Source organism: Pseudomonas sp. 1L-E-NC-VB-C3 (assembly GCF_057291535.1).
On sequence record NZ_JBXAWD010000011.1, the window covers coordinates 17,593 to 43,832 of the forward strand.

26 protein-coding genes are annotated in these 26,240 nt (G+C 60.3%); 15 read left to right on the top strand and 11 right to left on the bottom strand.

Annotation, left to right across the window (positions count from 1 at the left end; translation table 11 throughout):
- Positions 1-135 precede the first annotated feature (135 nt).
- The gene (gene ggt / locus AC0Z5Z_RS18505; protein ID WP_485611494.1) at positions 136-1,863 is read left to right on the top strand and encodes a gamma-glutamyltransferase; all 1,728 of its coding nucleotides are present in this window, start codon (positions 136-138) and stop codon (positions 1,861-1,863) included.
- Between the two features lie 64 nt (positions 1,864-1,927).
- A complete protein-coding gene (locus tag AC0Z5Z_RS18510; protein WP_485611495.1) occupies positions 1,928-2,461 on the top strand; it encodes a cysteine hydrolase family protein in 534 nt (177 codons plus the stop codon).
- Positions 2,462-2,617: 156 nt separating this feature from the next.
- Here the strand turns inward: AC0Z5Z_RS18510 and AC0Z5Z_RS18515 are convergent, their stop codons facing one another.
- Positions 2,618-2,932, bottom strand: a complete 315-nt coding sequence (locus tag AC0Z5Z_RS18515) for a DUF7693 family protein (protein ID WP_150741133.1) — start codon at positions 2,930-2,932, stop codon at positions 2,618-2,620.
- A gap of 160 nt (positions 2,933-3,092) precedes the next feature.
- On the opposite strand from AC0Z5Z_RS18515, the gene AC0Z5Z_RS18520 reads away from it, so the two are divergent.
- Positions 3,093-4,538, top strand: a complete 1,446-nt coding sequence (locus AC0Z5Z_RS18520; protein WP_041477048.1) for a SulP family inorganic anion transporter — start codon at positions 3,093-3,095, stop codon at positions 4,536-4,538.
- Here AC0Z5Z_RS18520 and AC0Z5Z_RS18525 read toward each other — a convergent pair.
- Together AC0Z5Z_RS18525 and AC0Z5Z_RS18530 are read right to left on the bottom strand one after the other, a co-directional pair.
- On the bottom strand, positions 4,506-6,737 hold the full coding sequence (locus AC0Z5Z_RS18525) for a response regulator (protein WP_485611496.1): 2,232 nt from the start codon (positions 6,735-6,737) through the stop codon (positions 4,506-4,508). The two genes, AC0Z5Z_RS18520 and AC0Z5Z_RS18525, sit on opposite strands and share 33 nt — an antisense overlap.
- 186 nt (positions 6,738-6,923) lie before the next feature.
- Positions 6,924-7,442, bottom strand: a complete 519-nt coding sequence (locus AC0Z5Z_RS18530; protein WP_095182048.1) for a carboxymuconolactone decarboxylase family protein — start codon at positions 7,440-7,442, stop codon at positions 6,924-6,926.
- 131 nt (positions 7,443-7,573) lie between these two features.
- Between AC0Z5Z_RS18530 and AC0Z5Z_RS18535 the strand changes: the two genes are divergently transcribed.
- Positions 7,574-8,389, top strand: a complete 816-nt coding sequence (locus AC0Z5Z_RS18535; RefSeq protein ID WP_258706908.1) for an AraC family transcriptional regulator — start codon at positions 7,574-7,576, stop codon at positions 8,387-8,389.
- A 3-nt stretch (positions 8,390-8,392) separates the two neighbouring features.
- On the opposite strand, the gene AC0Z5Z_RS18540 is transcribed toward AC0Z5Z_RS18535, so the two are convergent.
- Positions 8,393-9,286 (bottom strand): DMT family transporter, encoded by an 894-nt coding sequence (locus tag AC0Z5Z_RS18540; RefSeq protein ID WP_485611497.1) that lies wholly within the window; start codon positions 9,284-9,286, stop codon positions 8,393-8,395.
- A gap of 89 nt (positions 9,287-9,375) precedes the next feature.
- Here AC0Z5Z_RS18540 and AC0Z5Z_RS18545 point away from each other — a divergent pair, with 89 nt between their 5' ends.
- Together AC0Z5Z_RS18545 and AC0Z5Z_RS18550 are read left to right on the top strand one after the other, a co-directional pair.
- A complete protein-coding gene (locus AC0Z5Z_RS18545; protein WP_485611498.1) occupies positions 9,376-10,707 on the top strand; it encodes an aminotransferase-like domain-containing protein in 1,332 nt (443 codons plus the stop codon).
- A 40-nt stretch (positions 10,708-10,747) separates the two neighbouring features.
- Positions 10,748-11,125, top strand: coding sequence for a c-type cytochrome (locus AC0Z5Z_RS18550; RefSeq protein ID WP_485611499.1), 378 nt, complete (start codon positions 10,748-10,750; stop codon positions 11,123-11,125).
- Positions 11,126-11,633: 508 nt separating this feature from the next.
- Here the strand turns inward: AC0Z5Z_RS18550 and AC0Z5Z_RS18555 are convergent.
- Positions 11,634-13,289, bottom strand: a complete 1,656-nt coding sequence (locus AC0Z5Z_RS18555; RefSeq protein ID WP_485611500.1) for a sensor domain-containing diguanylate cyclase — start codon at positions 13,287-13,289, stop codon at positions 11,634-11,636.
- A 177-nt stretch (positions 13,290-13,466) separates the two neighbouring features.
- Between AC0Z5Z_RS18555 and AC0Z5Z_RS18560 the strand changes: the two genes are divergently transcribed.
- On the top strand, positions 13,467-13,802 hold the full coding sequence (locus tag AC0Z5Z_RS18560; RefSeq protein ID WP_095182042.1) for a hypothetical protein: 336 nt from the start codon (positions 13,467-13,469) through the stop codon (positions 13,800-13,802).
- A 74-nt stretch (positions 13,803-13,876) separates the two neighbouring features.
- Here the strand turns inward: AC0Z5Z_RS18560 and AC0Z5Z_RS18565 are convergent, their stop codons facing one another.
- Positions 13,877-14,356: a phage infection protein gene (locus AC0Z5Z_RS18565; protein ID WP_423521375.1), complete on the bottom strand. Its 480-nt coding sequence runs from the start codon at positions 14,354-14,356 to the stop codon at positions 13,877-13,879.
- Between the two features lie 124 nt (positions 14,357-14,480).
- Positions 14,481-15,050, bottom strand: a complete 570-nt coding sequence (locus tag AC0Z5Z_RS18570; protein ID WP_150634961.1) for a chorismate mutase — start codon at positions 15,048-15,050, stop codon at positions 14,481-14,483.
- Positions 15,051-15,248: 198 nt separating this feature from the next.
- Here AC0Z5Z_RS18570 and AC0Z5Z_RS18575 point away from each other — a divergent pair, with 198 nt between their 5' ends.
- The 4 genes from AC0Z5Z_RS18575 to AC0Z5Z_RS18590 all read left to right on the top strand — a co-directional run bounded on the left by AC0Z5Z_RS18575 (position 15,249) and on the right by AC0Z5Z_RS18590 (position 19,114).
- Positions 15,249-16,607, top strand: coding sequence for an MATE family efflux transporter (locus AC0Z5Z_RS18575; protein ID WP_071171782.1), 1,359 nt, complete (start codon positions 15,249-15,251; stop codon positions 16,605-16,607).
- A 73-nt stretch (positions 16,608-16,680) separates the two neighbouring features.
- On the top strand, positions 16,681-17,721 hold the full coding sequence (locus AC0Z5Z_RS18580; RefSeq protein ID WP_485611501.1) for an acyltransferase family protein: 1,041 nt from the start codon (positions 16,681-16,683) through the stop codon (positions 17,719-17,721).
- A 61-nt stretch (positions 17,722-17,782) separates the two neighbouring features.
- A complete protein-coding gene (locus AC0Z5Z_RS18585) occupies positions 17,783-18,340 on the top strand; it encodes a YceI family protein (protein WP_150634963.1) in 558 nt (185 codons plus the stop codon).
- An 87-nt stretch (positions 18,341-18,427) separates the two neighbouring features.
- Entirely contained in the window at positions 18,428-19,114 is a 687-nt protein-coding gene (locus AC0Z5Z_RS18590) for a GNAT family N-acetyltransferase (protein ID WP_056788965.1), read from the top strand.
- A 63-nt stretch (positions 19,115-19,177) separates the two neighbouring features.
- Here AC0Z5Z_RS18590 and AC0Z5Z_RS18595 read toward each other — a convergent pair whose 3' ends face one another.
- A complete protein-coding gene (locus AC0Z5Z_RS18595; RefSeq protein ID WP_460061906.1) occupies positions 19,178-19,618 on the bottom strand; it encodes a hotdog fold domain-containing protein in 441 nt (146 codons plus the stop codon).
- A gap of 158 nt (positions 19,619-19,776) precedes the next feature.
- Here AC0Z5Z_RS18595 and AC0Z5Z_RS18600 point away from each other — a divergent pair, with 158 nt between their 5' ends.
- Positions 19,777-20,409: a TetR/AcrR family transcriptional regulator gene (locus AC0Z5Z_RS18600; protein ID WP_095182036.1), complete on the top strand. Its 633-nt coding sequence runs from the start codon at positions 19,777-19,779 to the stop codon at positions 20,407-20,409.
- A gap of 217 nt (positions 20,410-20,626) precedes the next feature.
- Here AC0Z5Z_RS18600 and AC0Z5Z_RS18605 read toward each other — a convergent pair whose 3' ends face one another.
- On the bottom strand, positions 20,627-21,751 hold the full coding sequence (locus tag AC0Z5Z_RS18605) for a DmpA family aminopeptidase (protein ID WP_431078066.1): 1,125 nt from the start codon (positions 21,749-21,751) through the stop codon (positions 20,627-20,629).
- 72 nt (positions 21,752-21,823) lie between these two features.
- Positions 21,824-22,927 carry a polyamine ABC transporter substrate-binding protein gene (locus AC0Z5Z_RS18610; RefSeq protein WP_150634964.1) on the bottom strand — a complete coding sequence of 368 codons (1,104 nt, stop codon included), beginning with the start codon at positions 22,925-22,927 and terminating at the stop codon, positions 21,824-21,826.
- 111 nt (positions 22,928-23,038) lie between these two features.
- On the opposite strand from AC0Z5Z_RS18610, the gene AC0Z5Z_RS18615 reads away from it, so the two are divergent.
- Positions 23,039-23,818 (top strand): helix-turn-helix transcriptional regulator, encoded by a 780-nt coding sequence (locus AC0Z5Z_RS18615; RefSeq protein WP_485611502.1) that lies wholly within the window; start codon positions 23,039-23,041, stop codon positions 23,816-23,818.
- Between the two features lie 122 nt (positions 23,819-23,940).
- Here AC0Z5Z_RS18615 and AC0Z5Z_RS18620 read toward each other — a convergent pair whose 3' ends face one another.
- Positions 23,941-24,882: a class I SAM-dependent methyltransferase gene (locus AC0Z5Z_RS18620; protein WP_485611503.1), complete on the bottom strand. Its 942-nt coding sequence runs from the start codon at positions 24,880-24,882 to the stop codon at positions 23,941-23,943.
- Between the two features lie 198 nt (positions 24,883-25,080).
- Here AC0Z5Z_RS18620 and AC0Z5Z_RS18625 point away from each other — a divergent pair, with 198 nt between their 5' ends.
- Positions 25,081-25,494: a response regulator gene (locus AC0Z5Z_RS18625; protein WP_056788985.1), complete on the top strand. Its 414-nt coding sequence runs from the start codon at positions 25,081-25,083 to the stop codon at positions 25,492-25,494.
- 56 nt (positions 25,495-25,550) lie between these two features.
- Positions 25,551-26,219, top strand: a complete 669-nt coding sequence (locus AC0Z5Z_RS18630; protein WP_460095115.1) for an HAD-IA family hydrolase — start codon at positions 25,551-25,553, stop codon at positions 26,217-26,219.
- Positions 26,220-26,240: the final 21 nt, after the last annotated feature.

Genomic DNA, 26,240 nt, shown 5'->3' on the forward strand with positions numbered 1-26,240 from the left:
TGCCAACGGCTGCGATGGCTCAGCATACTGGCTGAACGGGGAGGCGCAATACGCAAAGCCGGCCATACTGCTTGTTGCTCCTGAAGCGCTGCCCTGCGTTTTGCGCAGTCCCCAAAAACAAAAAGAGATCGACTCATGAAGTACGAACCTTTGGCCAGATCGCTCATTGCGACCTCCCTGGCGCTCAGCTGTCTCATGGCTCACGCGGCATCAGTGGCGCCGGTGGCGGCGGAAAACGGCATGGTGGTCACCGCGCAACATCTGGCGACCCATGTCGGCGTCGATGTGTTGAAAAACGGCGGCAATGCCGTGGATGCGGCAGTGGCCGTGGGCTATGCGCTGGCGGTGGTCTATCCGGCTGCGGGCAATCTTGGCGGTGGCGGGTTCATGACCATTCAACTGGCGGACGGACGCAAGACCTTTCTCGACTTCCGCGAGAAAGCCCCGCTGGCAGCGACCGCCAACATGTATCTGGACAAGGACGGTAACGTCATTCCGGAACTGAGCACGCGCGGCCATCTGGCCGTCGGGGTGCCGGGCACTGTGTCCGGCATGGAGCTGGCGCTGAGCAAATATGGCACCAAACAGCGCAAGGACATGATTGCCCCGGCGATCAAACTGGCCGAAGACGGTTTCGAGCTGCAGCAGGGCGATGTCGAGCTGCTCGAATACGCGACGGATGTGTTCAAGAAGGACACGCGCGATTCCGGCTCGATCTTCCTCAGCAACGGCGAGCCGATGCAGGTCGGGCAGAAACTGGTGCAGAAGGATCTGGCGAAAACCCTGCGGACGATTTCCGAGAAGGGCGCCGACGGCTTCTACAAAGGTTGGGTCGCCGATGCCATTGTCACGTCCAGCCAAGCCAACAAAGGCATCATCAGCCAGGCCGACCTGGACAAATACAAGACTCGCGAACTGGCCCCGGTGGAATGCGATTATCGCGGCTATCACGTAGTCTCGGCGCCACCGCCCAGCTCCGGCGGGGTGGTGATCTGCCAGATCATGAATATCCTCGAAGGCTATCCGATGAAGGACCTGGGCTTCCATTCCGCTCAGGGCATGCACTACCAGATCGAAGCGATGCGCCACGCGTACGTTGATCGCAACAGCTACCTCGGCGATCCGGATTTCGTGAAGAATCCGATCGAGCACCTGCTGGACAAGAACTATGCGACCAAACTGCGCAACGCCATCCAGCCGCAAAAGGCCGGCGTGTCGGCTGAGCTCAAACCCGGTGTAGCGCCGCATGAAGGCAGCAACACCACGCACTATTCGATCGTCGACAAGTGGGGCAATGCCGTTTCGGTCACCTACACCCTTAATGACTGGTTCGGCGCTGGCGTGATGGCGAGCAAGACCGGGGTGATCCTCAACGACGAAATGGACGACTTCACCTCCAAGGTCGGCGTGCCGAACATGTACGGTCTGGTTCAGGGGGAAGCCAATGCCATCGCGCCGGGCAAGGCGCCGCTGTCGTCAATGAGTCCGACCATCGTCACCAAGGATGGCAAAGTGGTGATGGTGGTCGGCACGCCGGGCGGTAGCCGGATCATCACCGCGACCTTGCTGACCATGCTCAATGTGATCGATTACGGCATGGGGCTGCAGGAAGCGGTCGACGCGCCGCGTTTCCATCAGCAGTGGATGCCGGAGGAAACCAACCTCGAAGACTTCGCCGCCAGCCCGGATACGAAAAAGCTCCTCGAGAGCTGGGGCCACAAGTTTGCCGGCCCGCAGGATCCCAACCACATCGCCGCGATTCTGGTCGGCGCGCCGTCACTGGACGGCAAACCGGTTGGCAAGAATCGCTTCTACGGCGCCAATGATCCACGGCGTAATACCGGCTTGTCACTGGGTTACTGAGCGGAGTAAAAAGGGGCGGGCTCAGGTCCGCCCCATCTCAAGGACTGATCAAGGAAGGCTCGACATGACCACCGCATTACTGATCATCGACGTCCAGCAAGCACTGTGTGCTGGTGAATATCAGTGTTTTGAAATCGACCGCGTGATCGCCACGATCAATGATCTCAGCCAACGCGCCCGCGACGCTGGCGTTCCAGTGGTGTTGATTCAGCATGAAGAAAAGGACGGTCCATTCGTGCATGGCGCGGACGGTTGGCAACTGGCTAACGGTCTGCTGACTTCGACGAAAGACCTGCGTGTAGGCAAAACTACCGGGGACTCTTTCTACCAGACCGATCTCGGCAAGCTGCTGCCCAGCGAGGACTTCGAACGTCTGATCATCTGCGGTCTGCAGACCGATTATTGCGTCAACGCCACGGTGCGCAGCGCGCATTCACTGGGCTACGACATCGTCGTTGCGCGGGATGCGCATTCGACGGTCGATAACGGCAACATGAGCGCTGAAGACATCATTGCCCAACACAACAAGGACTTCGCCGCCCTGACCAGTTCCGTGGCACGGATCGACGTCAAACCGGCAGCCGAGATCACCTTCTGAACTCACACAAACCCCCTGTGGGAGCGAGCCTGCTCGCGAAAGCGCTATGACAGCCAAGATCAAACCGACTGATATACCGCCTTCGCGAGCAGGCTCGCTCCCACAGGCATTTGGTCGGTCTCAACATCAGAGAGCACCGCAGTCGGAAACGATGCACTAGGTTTGGACGCGATTCGCATCACGCAGCAACCGCTCGATCTGCGCCAGTTCCCATGTGCTGAGCAGACTCACCGGGTCCGTGCCATAACGCTGCCAAGTGTCCAGCGTCGCTTCATCCCCGGCGCAGTTGCGCGCGTATTCACAGTGATGCAAGTGTCCCTCGGCGAAGTCCAACAGCAGATGCCAGCCCTCGATGTAAACGGCAATCAGCCCGGACTGGGACATTACCTCGCAGACTTCGAACGCAAGCACGCCCAGCGCAGCTTCGCGCAGACGCTGACACACATCCCGGGCGGACAAAAACGCTGACATGCTGCGACTCGATTCGATGGACAAGCCTGCAAGGATAAGGCCCGCGCCACTCCATGTCAGCGTTTCACTGGCCCGAGGCCGAACAATTCCGTAACATTCGCCTCCCTCTTTTTTCGCGAAAACAGCAGCCGTGCCCAGCGGCCGCTCAGTCAGGTAAGCCATGAAACCGATTCGTCTGCGCGCCGATGTCCTCGCCGGACTCACCACCTCGTTCGCCCTGTTGCCCGAATGCATTGCTTTCGCCCTGGTCGCGCATCTCAATCCGCTGATGGGCCTGTATGGCGCTTTCATCATTTGCACGCTGACAGCGTTGTTTGGCGGCCGGCCGGGCATGGTTTCCGGCGCGGCGGGCTCGATGGCGGTGGTGATCGTCGCGCTGGTGGTGCAACACGGCGTGCAATATCTGCTGGCAACGGTGCTGCTCGGCGGTCTGATCATGATGGCGTTCGGGCTGTTGCGCTTGGGCAAACTGGTGCGCATGGTGCCGCATCCGGTGATGCTCGGTTTCGTCAACGGCCTGGCGATCATCATTGCCCTGGCGCAACTGGAGCACTTCAAAAGCGGCGAGCACTGGCTCAGCGGTACGCCGCTGTATCTGATGACCGGGCTGGTGCTATTGACCATGGCCATCGTTTACATCCTGCCGCGCCTGACCAAAGCAGTGCCGCCGGCCCTGGTGGCGATCCTTGGCGTCGGCCTGCTGGTTTACCTGTTCGGCCTGCCGACCCGCACCCTCGGCGACATGGCGCACATTGCCGGCGGTCTGCCGACTTTCGCCATGCCAGACATTCCATGGAGCCTGGAAACGCTGCGCATCATCGCCCCGTACGCAATCCTGATGGCGATGGTCGGACTGCTGGAAACCTTGCTGACACTGAACCTGACCGACGAAATCACCGAAACCCGTGGCTATCCGGATCGTGAGTGCGTAGCGCTCGGAGCGGCCAATATGGTGTCCGGGGCCTTCGGTGGCATGGGCGGTTGCGCGATGATCGGCCAGACCGTGATCAACCTCAGCTCCGGCGGGCGCGGGCGCTTGTCCGGCGTTGTGGCCGGTGTGCTGATTCTGTTGTTCATTCTGTTTCTGTCACCGCTGATCGAGCGTATTCCGCTGGCCGCACTGGTGGGGGTGATGTTTGTGGTATCTCAGCAGACGTTCGCCTGGGCGTCGTTGCGGGTGATCAACAAGGTGCCGCTGCACGATGTGCTGGTGATCATCGCCGTGACCACCATCACCGTGTTCACCGATCTGGCCACGGCCGTGCTGTGCGGGATCATCATCGCCGCGCTCAACTTCGCCTGGCAGCAGGCGCGCGAACTGTACGCCGATGAACACCTGGAGGCCGACGGCAGCAAGCTCTATCGCCTGCACGGCACGCTGTTCTTTGCCTCGACCACGCCGTTTCTCAATCAGTTCGATCCGGCCAACGATCCGGCGAAAGTCACTCTCGACTGCCGACACCTGAGCTTTGTCGATTACTCGGCGATTGCCGCGTTGAAAACCTTGCGTGAACGCTACGCCAAGGCTGGCAAGCATTTACAGGTGTTTCACCTGTCGGAACGCTGCAAGAAATTACTCAAGCGCGCCGGCGTCGATCACGACTGACGCCGCTGGTTTTGCGTCCTTGAGCCAGGTCTTGCCGAGAATCCGCGAGACCTGTTCGGCGGAATAGGGCTTGGCGAGAAACTCGAAACCTTCGTACCCGCTGCGGGCCAGTTCTTCGCTGTAGCCGGAGGTCAGAATCACCGGTAGATCGGGGCGGCGCTGGCGCAGCTCCCTGGCCAGCGCGACGCCGGTGATGCCCGGCATGACCACGTCGGAAAACACCGCATCGAACGCGCTGGCATCGCTGCCCGCCAACTGCAGGGCTTCTTCAGCGTTGGTTGCCCATGCGGTTTCATAGCCCAGATCCTGGAGGATCTGGTTGGCGAAACGGCCGACGTCGAGATTGTCTTCTACCACCAGCACCCGGCGTTTTTCGCAGGCCGGCTGTACCTCGCCATCGTCCTCGGTGCTGTCCTGTTCAGCCTCGTCCGCCGGCACTTGCGGCAAATACAAGGTGAACTCGGTGCCTTGGCCAAGGACGCTGGAAACATCGACGTTGCCGCCCGATTGCTTGGCGAAGCCGAACACCTGCGACAGCCCGAGCCCCGTGCCTTTGCCGACAGCCTTGGTGGTAAAGAACGGTTCGAAGATGTGTTCGAGGGTGTGTGCGTCGATGCCGGCACCGGTATCAGCCAAGGCTATCGACACGAAATGGCTGCTGGACCCGGCGTGACCGCGAATCGGCGGCAGCGCTTTGTGGCACTCCAGGCGCAATTTCAGCTCACCCTGACCGTTCATGGCGTCGCGGGCGTTAAGCGCAATGTTGATCAACGCGGTTTCGAACTGACTGAGGTCGACACGGATGTAGCAGGGGTGATCCGGTCGTTCGACGCACACGTGAATCTGCGCGCCGGTGACCGATTCGAGCATCTCGCCGATGTTTGCCAAACGTTCGCCGGCGTCGACTACCTGCGGATTGAGCGGCTGACGGCGGGCGAAGGCGAGCAACTGGCTGGTCAGCTTGGAGGCGCGCTCGACGGTGTCGGACACCGCGCGCATGTAGCGCTGACGGCGTTCTTCCGGCAGGTTGGGCTGGCGCAGAAAATCCACCGACGAACGAATGATCGTCAGCAGATTGTTGAAGTCGTGGGCGACGCCGCCGGTCAATTGGCCGATGGCTTCGAGCTTCTGCGACTGGCGCAACGCCGACTCGGCCTGGGCCAGGCGCAAGCTGCGCTCTTCGACCCGTTGCTCCAGCGTGGCGTTGAGCTCAGCCAGCGCCAGCAGGCCTTCACGCACATTGGCATCGGCGCGCACCCGCTCGATGTGCGCCCAGCACCGTTCGGTCACTTCGCTCATCAATGCCTGCTCAAATTGCGACCAGACCCGCGGCACTTTGTCGTGGACGGCCATCAATGCGGTCAGACGGCCCTGCTTGATCAGTGGTACACAAATGGTCGCGGTAATACCGATGGCCTGAAAGGTCGCCGACTCTTCCGGTGGTAGCTCGCTGCGGTTGTCATGGATGACCAGCGGTTCCCCGGCGCGCAGCAGACGCACTGCCTTCTCACCGAAATCGCGCAGGCGGTAGTGGCCGACGATGCTTGGCGAACCCGGTGCCGCATAGTCGCCGCGAATGGTGAAGCCGTCCTCGTCGGCATCCATGTCGGCGTACGCGCAGTTGGACAATTGCAACTGCTCGACCATCAGCCGGGTGCTCGCCGCCAGGATTGCTTGCGCATCGGTGGCATTGGTCACCGCTTCGCCGATGGCATCGAGGACGGCCAGGCGTTGGTTGAGATAAACGGTCTGGGTGGTCTCGGTGACCGTGTCGAGCATGCCGACGACATTGCCCAGCGAGTCACGAATCGGGCTGTAGCAGAAAGTGAAGAACGCCTGCTCCGGACCGTTGCCGCGTTCGATCTTCAGGGCAAAGTTTTCGATGTAGGTGGCTTGGCCGGCATAGGCCGCCTCGGCTATCGGGCTGATCTCATGCCAGGCTTCTTTCCAGATGTCGCTGAAAGGACGTCCCAGCGCATGCGGCTTGTCGCCGAGAATCGGCACGAAGGCGTCGTTATAAAGGGTGATCAGTTGCGGACCCCAGACGATCGCCTGAGGGAAATGCGACGCGAGACTGAGCGAGACAGTGGTCTTGAGTACATCGGGCCAGTGTTCCAACGGGCCGAGGGGCGAATTCGCCCAGTCGTGACGGCGGATCTGCCCGGCCATCTCGCCGTTGTCTTGCAACCAGTCTGTCATGGGGTTCGTATCTTTCCGGGCATTTGTCTGAGAACAAAGACCTGCGCGCAGGGTGTTTGGTTTCAGCGCACCAGACACTGTTTGCGCTGCGAATTATTCTGACCTACATCATGGCAGCAAAAAACAGCGCTGGCGAAAAGAGCATCTTTTCGCCAGCGGATTTTTCTTCAGTTCGTGAGCGACTGCTCAGGCCTCGACGGTCGGGAAATCAATGTCGGTCAACGCCGTGTTGTTCAGGTAGTTGGTCAATGTCTGCACGGCCACTAGGGCAATCACTTCGATGATCTTGCGGTCATCGATACCGGCAGCGCGGGCAGCGGCCAATTGTTCATCGCTCAAGTGGCCACGGGTTTCGGTCAGTTGGCGGGCGAGGGCGGCGTAGGCATTCAGTTCGCCGTGACGGGCCGCGACGATGTCCTGTGGCGAGAGCCCGGCCTTGCCGGCGAACATTGTGTGTGCGGACAGGCAGTAGTCGCAGCCGTTTACTTGCGAAGTGGCGAGGTAGACGGCTTCTTTTTCCTGGGCGCTGAGCGAGGTCTTGCCGAGGATCGCCGAAGCTTGCAGGTAAGTGTCGAATGCAACTGGCGCTTGGGCGAGGGTAGTGAAGACGTTGGGCAGGAAGCCGATTTTTTTCTTCACGCCTTCCAGTGCAGGACGGGTGGCATCGGTGGCGGTGTCGAGGCTGATAGCGGGGATGCGGCTCATGGTGATTCTCCGAAATTCCGCAGCGAAGTGCAGCGGCGATGGAGAGATCTTAGGGGCTGCCAATGGCGCTTTGGCGGCAAATCGTCGAGGATATGCGGCAGATCGTCCAGATATGCCTTCGGGAGTCAGCCATGGATCGCCTTTCCACATTACTCAGTCATTTCGGCGTGAACGCCGGCACCTTTCATAGCGGCGCGTTTTGCGGCGTGAGCGTTCACGAAGGCGAGCCGGTCGGGCACGTGCATGTTCTGCAAGCCGGGGCGTTGCTGCTCAAACCGGGCAACGAGCGGGAGATCCGTCTGGACGAACCGTCACTGATTTTCTTTCCCCGGCCGTTTACCCATCGGATGTTTGCCGACGAAGCCATGGCCAGTCAGATTGTCTGTGCCTCGCTGACCTTCGACGGTGGCTCGGGCAATGCCCTGGCCGCCGCGCTACCCGACTATCTGGTATTGAAGCTCACCGACATCCCGGAACTGCGCAGCACCCTTGACTGGCTGTTCAATGAAGCCTTTGAAGGGCATTGCGGGCGCGTGGCGGTGATGGATCGCCTGTTCGAATTGCTGGTGATTCTGCTGCTCCGCCATCTCATCGGCAGTCGAGATCAGCAACCGGGCATGATGGCCGGGCTGGCTGACCCGCGCTTGTCTCGCGCTTTGAACCTGATCCATGAGCAACCGCACAAGCCTTGGAGTGTGGCCGATCTCGCGGCGGCGGCGAACCAGTCCCGCGCCGGTTTTGCCGAGCAGTTTCGCCGCGTGGTCGGGCAGACGCCGGCCGATTATCTGCTGAGCTGGCGCGTCAGTCTTGCGCAGAAACGCCTGCGCGAAGGCCGGCCGATTGCGTTGATTGCCGAAGAGGTCGGTTACGAAAGTCCGTCGGCGCTGGCCCGGGCGTTTCGGCGCAAGACCGGTCTCAGTCCTCGGCAATGGAAAGCCGAACACTGAACATTACCTGGCGAATTTCTTCGCTCCGGCCACGCAGAGAATCACCCCAAGCGTTACGCCGAGCATGCCGACGCTGACCTGCTCATGCAGCAACGTCGCCGCCAGTGCCAGACCAAAAAACGGCTGCAGCAACTGCAACTGCCCGACCGCCGCAATCCCGCCCTGGGCCAGGCCGCGATACCAGAACACAAAGCCGATCAGCATGCTGAACAGCGACACGTAGCCCAGGCACATCCACGCAGGCAAGCTGATGTTGCCGAACGAGGCGGGCGCCAGCCACAGGCTCAGCACTGCCATCAGCGGTAACGACATTACCAGCGCCCAGCAGATCACCTGCCAGCCGCCGAGGCTGCGTGACAGTTTCGCGCCTTCGGCGTAACCGAGGCCGCAGGCGAGAATCGCCGCGAGCATCAGCAAGTCCCCGGTCGGCGACGCGCTCAGGCCTTGGGACAGAGCGAAGCCCACCACCAATGCGCTGCCCAGCACCGAAAAGATCCAGAACACCGGCCGTGGCCGCTCACCGCCACGCAAGACACCAAACATTGCCGTGGCCAGCGGCAGCAATCCTACAAACACGATCGAATGCGCTGACGTTAAGTGCTGCAATGCCAGCGCGGTCAACAGCGGAAAACCCAACACCACGCCCAGCGCCACAATCACCAGCGACAGCCACTGATGGCGCGACGGTCGCGGTTGCTTGAACAACAGCAGAAGTCCGACCGCCAGTGCGCCGGCAATCGCTGCTCGCACCACGGTCAGAAACACCGGATCGAATTCCAGCACCGCCAGCCGTGTCGCCGGAAGTGAACCGCTGAAAATCAGCACGCCGATAAAACCGTTGATCCAGCCACTGGTTTTTTCCAGCGCCGGGTGGGCCGCAGTCGATGTTGTGTGCATGTCGGTTGCGCTCAAATAGTGGGTTGTATTGCGGCGATCCTAGGGCTGAGAATCAGCACAATCAAAAAATTGTCATGGATACAGCCTGCATGCCCCGATCCCGTTACAAGACCTTGGTTGACCGTTATGCGGCGGATATTCGTGGCGGACGACTGCCGCCGGGCACGCGATTGCCTACGCATCGGCAACTGGCGGCGCAGGAAGGACTGGCGCTGGTTACCGCTTCACGGGTTTATGCCGAGCTTGAGGCGATGGGCCTGGTCAGTGGCGAAGCCGGGCGCGGCACTTTTGTGCGGGACACGTCGCTGGCGCCGGGGCAGGGCATCGATCAGAAAGACGTAGCGGTCGGCATGATCGACCTGAATTTCAACTATCCGTCGTTGCCCGGTCAGGCTGAGCTGTTGCGCACGGCGTTGCGGCAACTGGCGTTGTCCGGCGATCTCGAAGCGTTGCTGCGTTATCAACCCCACGCCGGACGTGCCCACGAACGCGCCTCGGTGGCGCGACATTTGTCGACACGCGGCGTGACCGTTGAAGCCGACCAAGTGCTGATCGTCAATGGCGCTCAGCAAGGTTTGGCGGTGACGCTGATGGCCCTGCTCAAACCCGGTGATGTGATCGCCGCCGATGCGCTGACGTATTCCGGGTTCAAGGTGCTGGCCGACGCGTTGCATCTGGAAGTGCTGGCGATCCCGATGACAGAGCACGGCCCGGATTTGCCGGCACTGGACAGGCTCTGCCGCCAGCGTGCGGTGCGCGCCGTGTACAGCATGCCGACGCTGCACAATCCGCTGGGCTGGGTCATGCCACTGGAACAGCGCGAGCAATTGGTGGCGATTGCCCGCCGCTATGATCTGACACTTATCGAAGATGCTGCCTACGCGTTTCTGGTGGAAAATCCGCCGCGAACCTTGATCGATCTGGCACCGGAACGGACGTTTTACGTATCGGGCCTGTCGAAAAACATCGCCACCGGATTGCGGGTCGGCTTCATCGCGGCGCCGCTGCCTCAAGTGCCCGCACTGGAACGAATCATTCGCGCGACAACGTGGAACACGCCCGGGGTGATGACCGCCATTGCGTGCGGCTGGCTCGACGACGGCACCGTCACCGTGCTTGAGGAGCAGAAACGTCGTGATGCGATGGCGCGACAGGCTTTGGCCGCCGAGGTGCTGAAGGGGCTGCGCTACATTGCTCATCCGGCCTCGTATTTTCTGTGGTTGCCGTTGCCCGAAGATGTGCGTGCCGATCAGATCGTGGTCGAGTTGATGCAGCAGCAGATTTCGGTCACCAGTGCAGAGCCGTTTTCGCTGGCGGCCAATACGCCCCATGCGATTCGTCTGGCGCTCGGCTCGGTGGACATGCAGGTGTTGCGTCAGGCGTTGATCACTGTCAGAACGATTGTCGGCGCTTATCTGTAAACTGCGTTCACGCCATGAAAAGCCAGGTTTGGACTGTTTAATGAAATTCACCACAGCACTGCTTCTCGCCTTGATCTTCAGCACCAGCGCTCAGGCTGAGGGCGATCCTGAGGCCGGAGAGAAGATCTTTCCGCGCCTGTGCGGCGGTTGCCATCAGGTTGGCGAGTCGGCTCGTTCGGGGTTTGGTCCGCAGTTGAACGGCATCGTTGGCCGGGCTGCGGGGGCTTCGGCCAATTATGTTTATTCCGCTGCGATGAAGAACTCGGGGATTACTTGGGATCGGGCGACGTTGAAGGCTTATCTGGAGGATCCGAAAGAGGTGGTGCCGGGGACGCGGATGATTTTCTGGGGGCTGAGTGATGAGGAGAAGTTGAATAATTTGTTGGCTTATCTGCAGAGGTTCAGTGCTGAGCCCTAGTCGGGCGATGGTTTCCTGGCTGATTGAGTAGATATCCATTGCTGCGGTAACGGCTGCTTAGGGTTCCGCCCTTACGGCGGGTCACCTTTTTCAAACGCCAAAAAGGTAACCCAAAAGGCTTGCTCCTGCGTTCGGCCCCTCGCAAGCTCGGGGTTCCTTCGCTGCGGGATCGATCCGGGCGCAGCGGCTACGGTTTGCTTCGCTGCACCTACACTCGCTGTGTCTGGCTGCGCCAGACGGTCGCTGCGCTCCCACCCCCGGATCAATCCCTCCGCTCAGCCTTCCGACGTCGCCGGTGGATCAAGATCAAAAGCGGTACTCGAGCTTGCGCTCATTGTGGAGTGGGGCGGCTTCGCCGCGGGCAGCTGCGCTGCTTTGCTTTTTTGTGGGAGCGAGCCTGCTCGCGAAAGCGGTTCTCCAAACGACCAATATCTCCGGCTTTACCTCATCCCTGTGGGAGCTGGCTTGCCAGCGATGGCAGCCTGTCTCTGGTTGATATACGCCGGTGTCAGTGAGCATGGAACGCCACCTGATTGCGCCCCGCAGCCTTGGCCTGGTACAGCTGCTGATCGGCGCGTTTGATCAGGGCCGTGTGGTTGTTGTCTGCCGGATCTGCCAGGCCGAGACCGATACTCACGGTGACGTGGCCGACGCCGGGAAACTGCGCTTCGGCGACCGCCGTGCGAATCTTTTCGGCGACGACTTCCGGGGTGTCGGGTTGCGCGACTTCCGGCAGCAGTACGGCGAACTCTTCGCCGCCGTAGCGGGCGACGAAATCGGTGCTGCGTACGCTGTTCTGGATCAAGGTCGCCAGTTGTTGCAGGACCTCGTCACCGACCGCGTGGCCATGGCTGTCATTGATGCGTTTGAAGTGGTCGGCATCGATCAGCAACAAGGCAAAAGGGCGCCCGGTGCGTCGGGACAGCAGCGAGTATTCAGTGATTTTTTCGTCAAAACGGCGGCGGTTGTAAACGCCGGTCAGGCCGTCGTGAGTGGCCAGGCTCAGCAGCTCGGCGTTGGCCTCGGTGAGTGCGGCGGTGCGTTGCGCCACGGTGGCTTCCAGCGACGCGTTGGCTTCTTGCAGCTCGCGTTCCTTGCCGAGCAGTGACTGCGTCATTGCGTCGATGGACTGGCCGAGCTGGGCGATTTCCAGTACCGGATGCTGGAGCTGGAACTGCGCGCCGGACTGGTTGTTTTGCACTTGTTTGGCCGAGCGTGCCAGTTGTTCGATCGGGCGGCTCAGGTACAGCGCCAGGTAATAAGCCACCAGACCGAAAACGATGGCGGCGAAAACGCCGAGTATCAACAGTTCATATTGCAGCGTCCGCGCCGGTTGCAGCGCGGTTTCCAGTGGCTGGCGGATGGCAATCGACCACGACAGCGCCGTGCCCGATGGCGTCGGCACAGTGACCATGCTGGTCAGGTAACCGTTGGCCGCCGTCCAGCCCGACAATACCGGATCGTTGGTCGCCAGCTGTTGGCCCATCAGGGCTTCGGGGTAGAGCACCTTGCCGTCGTGGTCGACGATCAGCGCCTGGACATCCGGCGCCGAGTTTTTGTGGGAAAACGCCGCCGATTCGACGATGCGCGTTACCCAACTCCAGTGTGCATGTGCGCCCAGCACGCCAATCACCTGTCCTTCGGCATTGTGGATTGGCGCGGCAAAATCGATGAAGCGCAACGGCTCGCCATTGGCCAGGCCCGGCAACAACTTGGCCAGCAACACCGCTTCGTGGGGATCGCCGGTGTATTGCCGGCGCAAGCCGATCTGGAACCACGGGCGTTTCTGCACCGATTGACCGACCAGCAGATCATTGACCGCTTGGCGAACGTTGCCCTCGGCGTCGGTGACGCCCATCCACGCATATTCGGCGCGCGCCTGGGTGCGCAACTGCATCGACTTGAGGATGGCTGGGTTGTCCAGATCTCCGCGCTCCAGATGCGGTGCGCGACTGAGCAGGTAGACCTCCAGTTGCCGTTCGCGCAGCTGTTCGCCCAACAGCGTCGCCGCTGCACGCGCGGTGTTCAGCAAGGCGTTGCCGCTGGCCTGCTTCATTTGTTCGGTGGCGATATGACCGACATAAAAGCCGACGCTCAATAACGTCAGCAGGGACAAACCGCCGAACCACAGGGTGAGATGGCTACGCAGACTGGCTTTGAACATGGAGGCGGGTGTCTGTCTTTATTGAAGTGGCGCCATGGTATGCGACATCGCCGATGGGCGGCCAGCGAACGGGTTCATGTAAATACAAAGAAGATTGATGCCAATGAGCCATCATTTTGGTTAGAATGCGCGCCGCCCGAGAGACGGATCCCGGGCGTTTTCCCATGGAGTTTTACCGTGAAATACCTCAGCAAAGTAGTCGCCGCCACACTGTTCGGTGTGGTTCTGGCAGGTTGCACCGGCGCCCCGATGAAAACCGCCCATTACGACAGCAACCAATACACCGTGGTTGGCCACAGCGAAGCATCGGCCACCGGCCTGCTGCTGTTTGGCATCATCCCGATCCGCCAGAACAGCCGATTTGTGCGCGCGCAAAACGCGGCCATCCAAGCCAAGGGCGGCGATGCAATGATCAACACACAGGTTCAGGAAAACTGGTTCTGGGCCTGGGTCCTGACCGGTTACACCACCACCATCTCCGGTGATGTGGTCAAGCTGAAAACCGCGCAATAAGCGACGGCTGAATGCAAAAAAGCCCGGCTGATCAGGCCGGGCTTTTTCATGGGTGTTGCGGTCATGCAGATGATTCAGGCGACACGGCGTTCGATCAGACGATCAGAACCACCTTCGGCAACACGGCGTTCGAGCAGACGATCCGAACCACCTTCAGCAACGCGGCGCTCGATCAGACGATCAGAGCCACCTTCAGCAACGCGGCGTTCGAGCAGACGATCCGAACCGCCTTCAGCAACACGGCGTTCGAGCAGACGATCAGAACCACCTTCGGCAACACGGCGTTCGAGCAGACGATCAGAGCCACCTTCAGCAACGCGGCGATCGATCAAGCGATCGGAGCCACCCTCGGCAACACGGCGTTCGATGAGACGATCCGAACCGCCTTCAGCAACACGGCGTTCGAGCAGACGATCTGAACCACCTTCAGCCAGACGGCTTTCGATCAGCTTGTCCGAGCCGCCTTCAGCGACCAGGGTGTGAGCAGGCGTTACTGCAAAAGCGTTAACTGCGAAAACCGAGAAAGCGATGCCGAGAAGGGTTTGGCGTTTCATGATCGTGTGCTCCAGAAAGTTGTTTGTTTGTCTGGAGCCGATGTTACGCCGCGCAGTTTTTATGAGAACTTCATTGACGTGATGGTGAACATCGACGCCGATGATGTTTGCCATGAGCGGCGATTCAGAGGGCTTTTGCCCGAATGCACAACTCGCCGCTGGCACGAATCAGCGCCATGTCATGCAGCGAATCAGCGGCCAGACCGTTGCGGACATTGGCCAGCCATGCCGGGCAATTCGGATCCTGGCGATAGGGCGCGAAGGCGGCGTACTGCTGCAACAAGCGCTTTTGCAGTTCATCCAGGCGCGGGCGGATCTGTTTGCCCAGATCCGGACGCGGTGTGTCCGGTGCAGCACCTGCCGCTTGCCATTGCGCGAGCAGACCGTATTGCACCAGTTTGTTCGCTTCCATCTGTGCGGCGATCAGCTGCGCGACGTCGTCCGGATCGAGTTTGTGTTCGGTGGCCAGAGTTCGGGCATTGGCGATGACCTGCGCCTCTCGCGGGCTGTCCTGGATCGGCTTGCCGCTGTCCCACTTGGTCAACGCAACCAGATCGCCGATGCTCAGGCGTTCATTCAAAGTGGCCAGTAGCGGTTTCAATGAAGCAGGCGCCGCTGCGGGTGCGGCCGCTTGAGCGTAGGCGGCCGACAGAGCGAGGAGGGAGCCAAGCAGAAAATTTGCAACGTTACGCATGAACCGAGCCTCAATAGTCAGTGTCGAGAGAATCGCTGATTTACCACAGCCGCACACTGACACAAAGCGATGCCTGGCATTTACACAAATGCAAAACAGGCAATCAACGCCGATGGGAAATGTTGATTGCACGCTGCACGCAACTCACCGAAGCTATCGTCAATCAGGCCTGCCGCCGTCGAGATGGACCTCCATTCAATGCAAAGCGCCACCTTCGCCAAGCCGCTCTGGCAAACCTATCTGCTGTTTCTCGCGCCGATGGTGCTGTCGAACTTCCTGCAATCGATGTCCGGGACGGTCAACAGCATCTATATCGGCCAGATGCTCGGCACACAGGCGCTGGCGGCGGTATCCGGCATGTTTCCCGTCGTGTTCTTTTTCATCGCCCTGGTCATCGGCCTTGGAGCTGGCGCGGGCGTGTTGATCGGTCAGGCGTGGGGCGCGCGCGAAACGCACATGGTCAAGGCGATTGCCGGAGCGACGTTGCTACTGGGTGTGTTGATCGGTTTGGTCGCGGCGGTGCTGGGCACGGTGTTTGCGCGACAGGCACTGACGGGGTTGGGCACGCCGGCGGATGTGCTCGACGACGCGGTGGACTATGCCCACGTCATGTTGTGGATTCTGCCATCGCTACTGGTATTCGTGCTGTTCACCCAATTGCTGCGTGGTGTCAGCGATACGCTGTCGCCACTACTCGCGCTGATCGTCTCCACCGCCGTGGGGCTGGCGCTGACGCCAGCGTTGATTCGCGGCTGGCTGGGCTTGCCACCGTTGGGCATTCAGAGCGCGGCGTATGCCGGGCTGGCGGGGAATCTCTCAGCAATGGCGTGGCTGGCCTGGCGGCTGATCCGCAAGGGCCATCCGCTGGCGCCGGATCGAGAGTTCTTTGCCGCGCTGCGACTGGATCGGGTCATTCTCGGCAAGGTCCTGCGCATCGGCCTGCCCACCGGCGTACAGATGATCGTGCTGTCGTTATCGGAGCTGGTGATCCTGGCACTGGTCAACCAGCACGGCTCGCAAGCGACGGCGGCGTATGGCGCAGTAACGCAGATCGTCAACTATGTGCAGTTTCCGGCGCTGTCGATTGCGATCACCGCATCGATCCTCGGTGCCCAGGCGATCGGCGCCGGGCATTTGCAACGCATGGGGCCGATCCTGCGCACCGGGCTGTTGATCAACGTGTGCCTGACCGGTGGCCTGATTGTGTTGGGTTATCTGCTATCGCACTGGTTGCTGGGCCTGTTCCTGACCGAGGACTCGACCCGGGCGATGGCCGAGCATCTGCTGCACATCATGCTCTGGAGCCTGTTGGTGTTCGGCTTCCAGGCCATCATCGGCGGGATCATGCGCGCCAGCGGCACCGTCCTGGTGCCGGTGGTCATTTCGATTGTCTGCGTGGTCGGCGTGCAGTTGCCGGCGGCGTACTGGCTCGATGGGCAGTTCGGTTTGCAGGGTGTATGGATGGCTTTTCCGGTTGCCTATCTGGGGATGCTGATACTGCAGACGCTCTATTACAAACTGGTCTGGAAACACCAGAAGATCGAGCGGTTGATTTAGGCACGGCGGACAAACATTTCTCTGTCCCCCGAGACGAAAGCATCGTAGCGTATGCGCCCACAACGATAAGGGAATGACGAGGGTTCAAGTGGGAGCTTTTCGACTGCTGTTGGCGGTGTTGGTCGCTGTATCTCATATGGGCAAAAAGTTCGCCGGACTGAATCCTGGTGTGATCGCCGTCATCTCGTTCCTGATCATCAGTGGATTCGTCATGGCTTCGCTCATCGAGCGAAACTACCGTGAGCCGAGGAAGATCGGTCTGTTCTATATCGACAGGGCTCTGAGGTTGTATCCGCAATTTCTGGTCTACTTCGTCGCCTCGTGTCTGGTTATTCATTTTCTGTTGCCCGGTACGCCCCAAGCGGCTGAGCTGACATGGAAGACCTTGTCCACCAGTTTGCTCATGCTACCGCTTGGCTATTACATGTTCGGCGTCGGCGGGACCGAGATCCTGCCACCGGGCTGGTCGCTGGGGCTGGAAATGAGTTTCTACCTGCTGATTCCATTTCTGCTGATTTGCAAGGCGCAGGGTGTCGCCTTTGCTGTCTCGGTCGGGGTTTTTCTGCTGGCCTGCCTGGGCTTCATCAATACCGATGTCTATGGATATCGTCTGTTGCCGGGTGTGTTGTTCATCTTCCTGTGCGGCTGTTATCTATACCAACGCAATATCAGAGCAATGGTCGTTGTCACCGGCACAGCCGCTGCGGCGGGACTGCTGTTTGTAGCGATCATGGTCGGATGGATTGAGCGTCGTCCGTTCAATGCCGAAGTCACTCTGGGTATCGCCGTGGGCATTCCCTTGGTCTACCTGTTGACCAACCTCAAGTTCCACCGGATGGACGAGTTCCTGGGCAATATCAGTTATGGCGTGTTTCTTAACCACTTTGTGGTGATGTATCTACTGCGGGGTTTTTGGCCCGTCGCGTATGACGCCTACGTTGTCGGAGCGGTGCTGGCGTTGTCATTTTTCTGCAGTGGCCTGACGTATTACTGCGTCGAGCGACCGGCGCTGAAGTTGCGTCACCACCTGCGCGGCAGGGCGAAGGAAAGGCCGGTTCAACCGGGGAGCGCCGAGAAAATTGTATCCCCTTTGGGTGAGCGTGAACTGGCATAACGCTCGGCTGTTTGCTTAAGTCAACCAAGGCCCCGACGACACACGCCGCCCGGAGAATTTCATGACGTCGCGATTGCTGCTGGTTGCCGCGTTTACATCCTTTGTCATGGCCGGTGCGCAGGCGGCTGAATACAACCGGGTCAACACCAGCGCCAGCCAGATCAGTTTCACCTACAACCAGATGGGCTCGCGAATGTACGGCACCTTCGGCAAGTTCGAGGCGGCTCTGGATTTAGATACCGAAAACCTTGCCAACGCCCGCACCACCTTGCATATCGACCTGAGCAGCATTGACGCCGGCAGCGAAGACGCCAATACCGAGCTGGTGAAACCCGCCTGGTTCGATACTGAAAAATTCCCGCTCGCGGTATTCGAGTCCCGTCGTTTCACCCAAGTGGCCGAGCATCGTTACCAGGTCGCCGGTCAGCTCACGCTCAAGGGCATCACTCGCGATGTCGAGGTGCCGGTGGAGCTGAAACCGGACAACGCCATTGGCATTTTCGACGGCGAGCTGGTGCTCAACCGTGAGGAGTTCGGCCTCGGCGCAGGGGAGTGGGCTGACAGCGTGGTGTCGAGGGACATCAACATCAAATTCAGGGTGGTGGCGCCACAACAGTGACGGTTCAATAGACCCGGCACGGTATGATGTCGCGGTTCGTCGACGGCTCTGATCATCGGCAACGTTTTTTATCGCCGGAGTTTGCCCATGCCACGCATCACCCACTACACCTCCCCATGCCCGGAAAGCGTCAACAGCCAGATCCTGCAAATGGTCGTCGACTACCTGACCGACATCAGTGCGGTCGGCCTCGGCCCGAGCAATCTGCTGTACAACGTTTATCAGTACGCGGTGGGTTTCGAGGTGCATCTGTACCTCGAGGCGTTGAACGGCCAGAAGGGCACCGAGGTGGAATTGCTGGTGGCCACTGACGATGAGGATCCAGAGCAAGTCATCGGATTTCTCATCTGTCTGCCGGTGCAGGGCGATTGGGAGGCGTGCAGCGTCGCGTACATGGCGGTGCGTGAAGGCCATCGGCGTCAGGGTGTGGCGCGGGCGATGCTCGCGGACATGGTCGGGCGCTATCCGCATGCGGAACTGGCCTGCAGCATTGGCAAGGTGCCGTATTTCGAGGCGCTGGGTTTTGAAGTGATCGGCCAGCGCGAAACGCAGGTGCTGATGAGCACGCGGCATTACCGCAGCAACGGCTTGCGCGGGTTCATCGACACCACGCCGATCTACCGCTCGCTCGAAGTGCAGCAGATTCATACTTACTTGCTGCAGAAAAACGGCAAGCGCGCGATGCTCGATGCGGAGAAACAACGCGATCGCCATCTGGATCAGACCAGCCGTCACGTAGAAGAATTTGTCCGTCAGCGCCTGACTCTGCACTGACCCGGCCAATAAAAAAGCCCTTGCTGCGCATTGCGCAACGAGGGCTTTTTTGTGCCTGCAATTTCAACCGATCTTGACGTTCATGGTGATGCGCGCGGTGAAGACTTTTTTGCCCTCGGCATCGTGAATGTCGACGTTGACCACCTTGTCGCCATCGCTTTGCCAATCCACACCTTCGGCGCTGGCCACGGCGGTGACGTCGGTTTTCGCCTTGGCCAGGTATTCCACGGTCATGCCCTTTGGAATCCAGCGCGCGCCGGGCAGGATCGAGACGTCGGTCATCATTCCGCCGGCCAGTTCCGCCGCGTTGCACAGGGCGATCGCATGCACCGTGCCAAGGTGATTGGTAATTTCCTTGCGAAACGGCACTTGTACGGTGGCGGCGTTCGGGCGCAATTCGCTGATCAGCGGATTGATGGTGCTGAAGTACGGGGCGAACTGACAGGCCATTTTGCTGAATGCATCCGCGCCGACGCTGTTGAACATGCTGAGAGATTGACTCATGGAAGCCTCACTGGGTGGTTTGCAGAATTATGTTCCGTTACAGAATAATGTTCTGTAACGGAACGGTATTCTGTTCGCGGCAAATCTGTCAACCTAGGCGCGATTTGTTCACGGGCACGTGACGCCTTTATCAACCTCCGTTTTTGGACCCGAGCAGCATGGACACCGCCGATCTACTGGAACGCAGCTACCCCGGCCGCCGCGCCGAACTCAAACGCGATATCTTTCGCAAGGCCCTGAGCCTGTTCAATGAACAGGGGATCGAGGCCACCACCATCGAGATGATTCGCGCCGAGTGCGACACCAGCGTTGGCGCGATCTACCACCATTTCGGCAACAAGGAAGGGCTGGTCGCGGCGCTGTTTTTCACCGCGCTGGAGGATCAGGCGCGTCTGCGTGATGCGTATCTGGACGCGGCCATTACCACGGAGGAAGGAGTGCAGGCGCTGGTCTTCAGCTATGTCGACTGGGTCGAGCAGCAGCCGCAGTGGGCGCGTTTTCAGTACCACGCACGATTCGCAGTGACCAAAGGCCCGTTCAAGGAAGAGCTGGCCGAGCGCAACAAGACGCGCAACCTGCGCTTGGGCCAGTGGTTGGCCGAATCGGGTCGCGCCGCTGAGCTTAAGGATTTGCCTGCGGAGTTGCTGCCATCGCTGATCATCGGCCAGGCGGACAGTTACTGCCGGGCCTGGCTGGCAGGGCGAGTTAAGGGCAGTCCGATGGCTTATCGCGAAGTGCTTGCGCAGGCGGCATGGCGGTCGATTCGCGCCGAAGGTCTCGCCGAGAACTGAAATACGCAGACAAAAAAAGAGCCTCCAAGCTCTTTGATGGGGAGGAAGTAGAGCCCGTGAGGCTCAAGAGGCGTGTGAAGCAGAACTTGGGCTTGATTGGGAGTCAGTACACCCACGCCTACGCAGCGCCGGATCAATCCAGGCACCGCGTAGCTTCATCCTGGGAGCGTGCAATGGACGACTCAAGTACCGCCAGTCGTCCCTGCACAATGCCGGTTCATGCCGGACGCGATCCCGGCCAACCGGATTTTTTCAGCGCCGCCAGAAGCGTCTGCGCATCCAGGCCCGGCACCGAATGACCGTTGCCCTCGCTGCTGTCGCTGGCGAGCAGGGCATTGATGATCGCTTCTTCAACGGCTTCGGTCGCGGCCAGAAACAGCTCGCTGATGTGGTCGTTGTTGACCATGCGCAAGCCGTCGCAGGTGGCTGCGCGTTTAGCCTCGTAAGCGGCGGGCGGGACGTGATCATTGCCGGTGGCGAAGGCAATGAAGATGTCGCCGCTGTGGTCTTCGTTACCGCCGCCGGTGCGCGCCAGGCCCAGGCTGGCACGCTGTGCCAGGCGCGTGCATTGATGGGGCAGCAGCGGCGCATCAGTCGCCAGGCAAACGACGATCGAGCCCATGCCCGGGTGCGGCAGCGCTGCCCGCAGGAACGGTGAATCCTTCTGTTCCATATAGCGCCCGACCGGGTAACCATCGACGCGTAATTCACTGCGAATACCGTGGTTGGCCTGCACGATCGCGCCAACGGTCCAGCCACCCTGGGCAGCACTCAAACGGCGCGATGCGGTGCCGATACCGCCCTTGAACTCATGGCAGATCATGCCGCTGCCACCACCCACCGCACCTTCGAGCACCGGGCCGTCCACGGCGCCGTTCAGTGCCTCGGCGACATGCTCGGGCTTGACGTGAAAGCCGTTGATGTCATTGAGCAGCCCATCGAAGGTCTCCAGCACCACCGGCATATTCCAGTAAAGCCGCCCGTCATCCGGCTGTTGTTCACGGTCCAGCACAATCAGCGCATCCCGCACCACACCGAGGCTGTGGGTGTTGGTAAAGGCAATCGGACTGGTCAGCAGACCGGCCTCGCGAATCCATTCCAGCCCGGTCGCATCACCGTTGCCATTGAGTACATGCACGCCGGCAAAGCACGGTTGCTGGCAGGTCGAGCCGGGGCGCGGCTCGATCAGCGTGACGCCGGTGCAGATGTCACGGCCGCTGCTGCTGCGACCGCGTACATTGCTGTGACCGACGCGCACGCCCGGCACATCGGTGATGGCATTGAGCGGGCCGGGTTGCATCTGGCCAATGAGGATGTCGAGATCACGGGCACGCGGATTCATAGATTCAGTCTCTTGATTCAAAAGGTCGGGCGGCTTACCGCTCGGATGAGGCAGGCAGATTTCTTGCGCGGACTACTGGCCGTTCTTGACCTTGCTCCACACCCGCGTACGCACGCGTTCGGCGGCTTTGGGCAAGGGTTCGAGGGTGTAGAGGGTGGCCATGGCGGCAGGGGACGGGTAGACCGCCGGGTTGTCGCGAGTTGCTGCTGCCACCAGCGTTGTCGCGGCGCGATTGCCATTCGGGTATGACAAGTGATCACTGACCGGCGCGATCACCTCCGGCCGCAGCAGGTAATCGATAAACGCCAGGCCCTGGGCGCGATTGGGCGCGTCCTTGAGCAGTACCAGAGTGTCGAACCACACCGGCGCGCCTTCCTTTGGCAGGCTGTAGGCGATCTTTACGCCGTTGCTGGCCTGCTCGGCGTTGGTTTTGGCTTCGAGCATCGCCCCGGACCAGCCAACCGCCACGCAGATATTGCCGTTGGACAAATCGCTGATGAACTTCGAGGAGTTGAAGTAGGCGATGTGCGGGCGCAGCTTGAGCAGCAGTGCTTCGGCTTTTTTGTAGTCCTCGGGATCGGTGCTGTTGGGCGGCAAGCCCAGGTAATGCAGGGCGACCGGCAGCATTTCCGACGGCGAATCGAGCATCGCCACGCCGCACTCGGCCAGTTTGGCCAGATTGGCTTCGTTGAACAGCAACTCCCAGGAGTCCACCGGCGCTTTGTCACCCAACACGGCGCGGACTTTGTCGACGTTGTAGCCGATGCCGTTGGTGCCCCACAGGTAAGGCACAGCGTACTGATTGCCCGGATCGTTGACCGCGAGTTTTTTCAGCAGATCGGGGTCGAGGTTTTGCCAGCCTGGCAGTTGATCGCGAGGCAATGGAGCGAGGGCGCCGGCCTTGATCAGGGTCGGCAGGCTGAAGTTGCTCGCCACGACAACGTCGTAGCCGCTGCGGCTGGTCATCAGTTTGCCTTCGAGCACTTCGGCGCTGTCGAAGGTGTCGTACACCGGCTGGATGCCGCTGTCGCGCTGGAAATCGTGCAGCGTGTTCGGCCCGATGTAGTCGTACCAGTTGTAGACATGCACGCTCGGTACGTCTGCCGCCATGGCGACCGAGGAGAGACAAAAACAGGCCAGCAGGCCCGGGTTGATAGATCCACGGTGACGACGCATGATGCGGCACTCCTGGCCTGTCGCAGGCCGGTAATGAACTGGAGTGGTCAGGCTAACGGGCCGGTCACACCAGCCCCATTCCCATCATGGGTTACTCGAAAGGGGTAGTGCGTGGACGCGTTGTTACAGGAACTGCCGGTGCATCAGAGTCTGGCGCGGGTATTTACCCAGCTCGGGCAGGACGGCTTCTGGCGCGCGCTGGTCGACACCCTGCGCCTGCTGGTGCCGCTGGACAATGCCCTCGTCGCCCTGATGCAGCCCGGCCAGCCGCCGCGTTTGCTGATCGACTTCGACAGCAAGGGCTATGTCGACGATCAGCAAGAGCTGGCCGGTTATACCGCCGGCATGTACCTGCTCGATCCGTTCTATCAAGCCGCCGTCAGCGGGATCAGCGACGGCCTGCACAGCCTGGCCTCTGTTGCGCCGGATCAGTTTCTGCACAGCGAGTATTACCAGAGCTACTTTCGTGCCGTGGTGGGCGAGGATGAATTGCAGTTTCTGATCAACGTCGAAGGCGCTGTACTCGGCTTGTCCCTGGGCCGCTCGACCGCGTTTGGCATGGCCGAGCAGGGCCGGCTGTTGTGCGTTCGTGACTGGGTATTGGCGGCGATGCATCGCCACATGCAGTTGCTGCCACCGCAAGGACCGGTGGCTGAAGCGGTGGTGGGTGATCTGGCGACGCTGCTGGACCGTTTCGATGCCCGGCTGACCGCGCGCGAGATCGACACGGCGCGTCTGATCCTGCAGGGCTTTTCCAGCAAGGCGATGGCCCAGCAGATGGGGATTTCGCCGGAGACCGTGAAAGTGCATCGACGCAATCTCTATCACAAGCTCAACGTCACCGGGCATGGTGAGTTGTTTGCACTGGTGCTGCGGCCGACGGCTTTTTGATCAACGCAGAACTTGTGTGGGAGCGAGCCTGCTCGCGAAAGCGGTGTAGCAGTCAACAAAATTGTTATCTGACACTGCGCTTTCGCGAGCAGGCTCGCTCCCACAGGTGAACTTTCGCTGTGTTAGTGGCTGCGCTGGAAGACCAGGGCTTTCAGGCCGCTCTCTGGATCGATATCGGGAAACTCCGGCGGATTGTCCAGCCGATGATCGAAGCGCAGGCTCGGCGCTTCCTGAGTCACGCCATCAATGAGAAAGTCGGAACCGAACGACGGATCGTTCATGCACGCCAGCAATGTGCCTTGCGCAGTCAACAGTTCCGGCAAGCGGCGCAATACGCGTTGATAGTCCTTGGTCAGCAAAAAGCTGCCTTTCTGAAACGACGGCGGGTCGATGATCACCAGATCGTACGGGCCGCTGTTGATCACTTTGCCCCAGGATTTGAACAGGTCGTGGCCGAGAAAGCTGACCTTGCTCAGGTCGTGGCCGTTCAGGCGGTGATTGTCACGCCCTCGGCTCAGGGCCGCACGGGACATGTCGAGATTCACCACATGGCTGGCGCCACCCTCGATTGCCGCTACGGAAAAGCCGCAGGTGTAAGCGAACAAGTTCAACACCCGCTTGCCCGCTGCCTGTTCACGGACCCAGTTGCGTCCGTAACGCATATCGAGAAACAGTCCGGTGTTCTGCTTGCGTCCCAGGTCGACGCGGTACTGCAAGCCGCCCTCGACGATGGTCATTTCTTCGATTTCCTCACCGATCAGCCATTCGGCCGTGCTTTGCGGCAGGTAACGGTGCTGGATCAGCAGGGTATGTGCACCGGACTGCTGCCATTGGGGCGAGGCGGCGAGTTGCAGCAGCGAATCCCGCAGATCCTGCAGTTGCTCAGGCGCCGGTTCTTTGAACAGCGACACCAGCACCACGCCCTGCAACCAGTCCACGGTCAACTGCTCCAACCCCGGCCAGCAGCGCCCGCGCCCGTGAAACAAACGGCGGGTTTCGCTGGGCGCCGCCGCCAGTGCGGGCAGCAAATGAGCGTGGAGGGTAGCGAGGGCTTCAGGGTTCATGGATCAGGATCGGCCAGGCAAAGGGCCGGCATTTTAACCACAAATGAGGGGATTCGATGGGCGCTGCGCTTCGAAAAACAACACCTTGGCGAAATCCTCTGTATCAAAAATGAATTTCTACAGGGCGCGCTGCTCATACCAGATAAGCAGCGGATTCAAAACCGCTTATCAAAAATGTAATTCGGGGGAGTGCTGTTCATGTGCCCTACACCTACGTCGAGCGCGCACCTTCCTGGCGGGTTGATTCTGGTTGTCGAGGACGATCCGTTGATTCTGGAGTTTCTTTGCGAAATTCTTCAGGAGGAAGGGTTCAAGGTCGAACCGCAAACCAGCGCCGACGCCGCCTCACTGTATCTGGAAGAACACGCGGCGAACGTCGCGCTATTGCTGACCGACATCACCATGCCCGGCACGCTTAACGGCGCCGACCTGGCGAATCTGGTCGGCGATCGCTGGCCGGAAAAACCGGTGATGGTCATGTCCGGCTACGAGACGCCCGAGACCTCCGGGGTCAAGCATTCGGTGGCGTTCATCAAGAAGCCGTGGGCGATCGGTCAATTGCTCGACTGTGTGGAAAGTGCGTTCAAATCCAAGGCCCCGCAGCTGCACTGACTAGTGCTACATTGCCGGGCCAGGCTGCCCGGCCAACTGTCAGAGGATTTGTTCTTTTGTCTGCACAAGCATCGGTTTTTGATCGCGCATTCGGCGCGTTTCTGTTCGACATGGACGGCACCGTCCTCAATTCCATCGCCGCCGCCGAGCGCATCTGGTCAGCGTGGGCGGTGCGCCATGGCGTGGAGGTCGAGACGTTTTTGCCGACCATCCATGGCGCACGGGCGATCGACACCATCACCCGGCTGAATCTGCCGGGGCTGGATGCTGAGGAACAAGCGGCGTTCATCACCGCAGCGGAAATCAATGACGTTGAAGGCATTGTCGAGATTCCTGCGGCGGCGGCATTTCTCAACGGTCTGCCGAAAGATCGCTGGGCAATGGTGACGTCGGCGCCTCGCGATCTGGCGTTGCGGCGGATGGCGGCGGCGGGTATCCCCGAGCCGGCGGTCATGATCACGGCGGAAGATGTAAAGGCTGGCAAGCCTGATCCTGCGGGGTATCTGCTGGCGGCGAAAAAGCTCGGTGTCGAGCCAGCGGATTGCCTCATTTTTGAAGACGCCACGGTTGGTATTCAGGCTGCGGAAGCGGCGGGCGCCGCGTTGATGATCATCACCACCACGCACCAGCATCCGATCGAAACGGCGCATGCGACGTTGGCCAGTTACGATGCGATCAGCGTCAGCGTCGGCGCCGATGGTCTGCTTCGTCTGACGGAAATCTGATCTGTTCCGAAATGCCCCTCA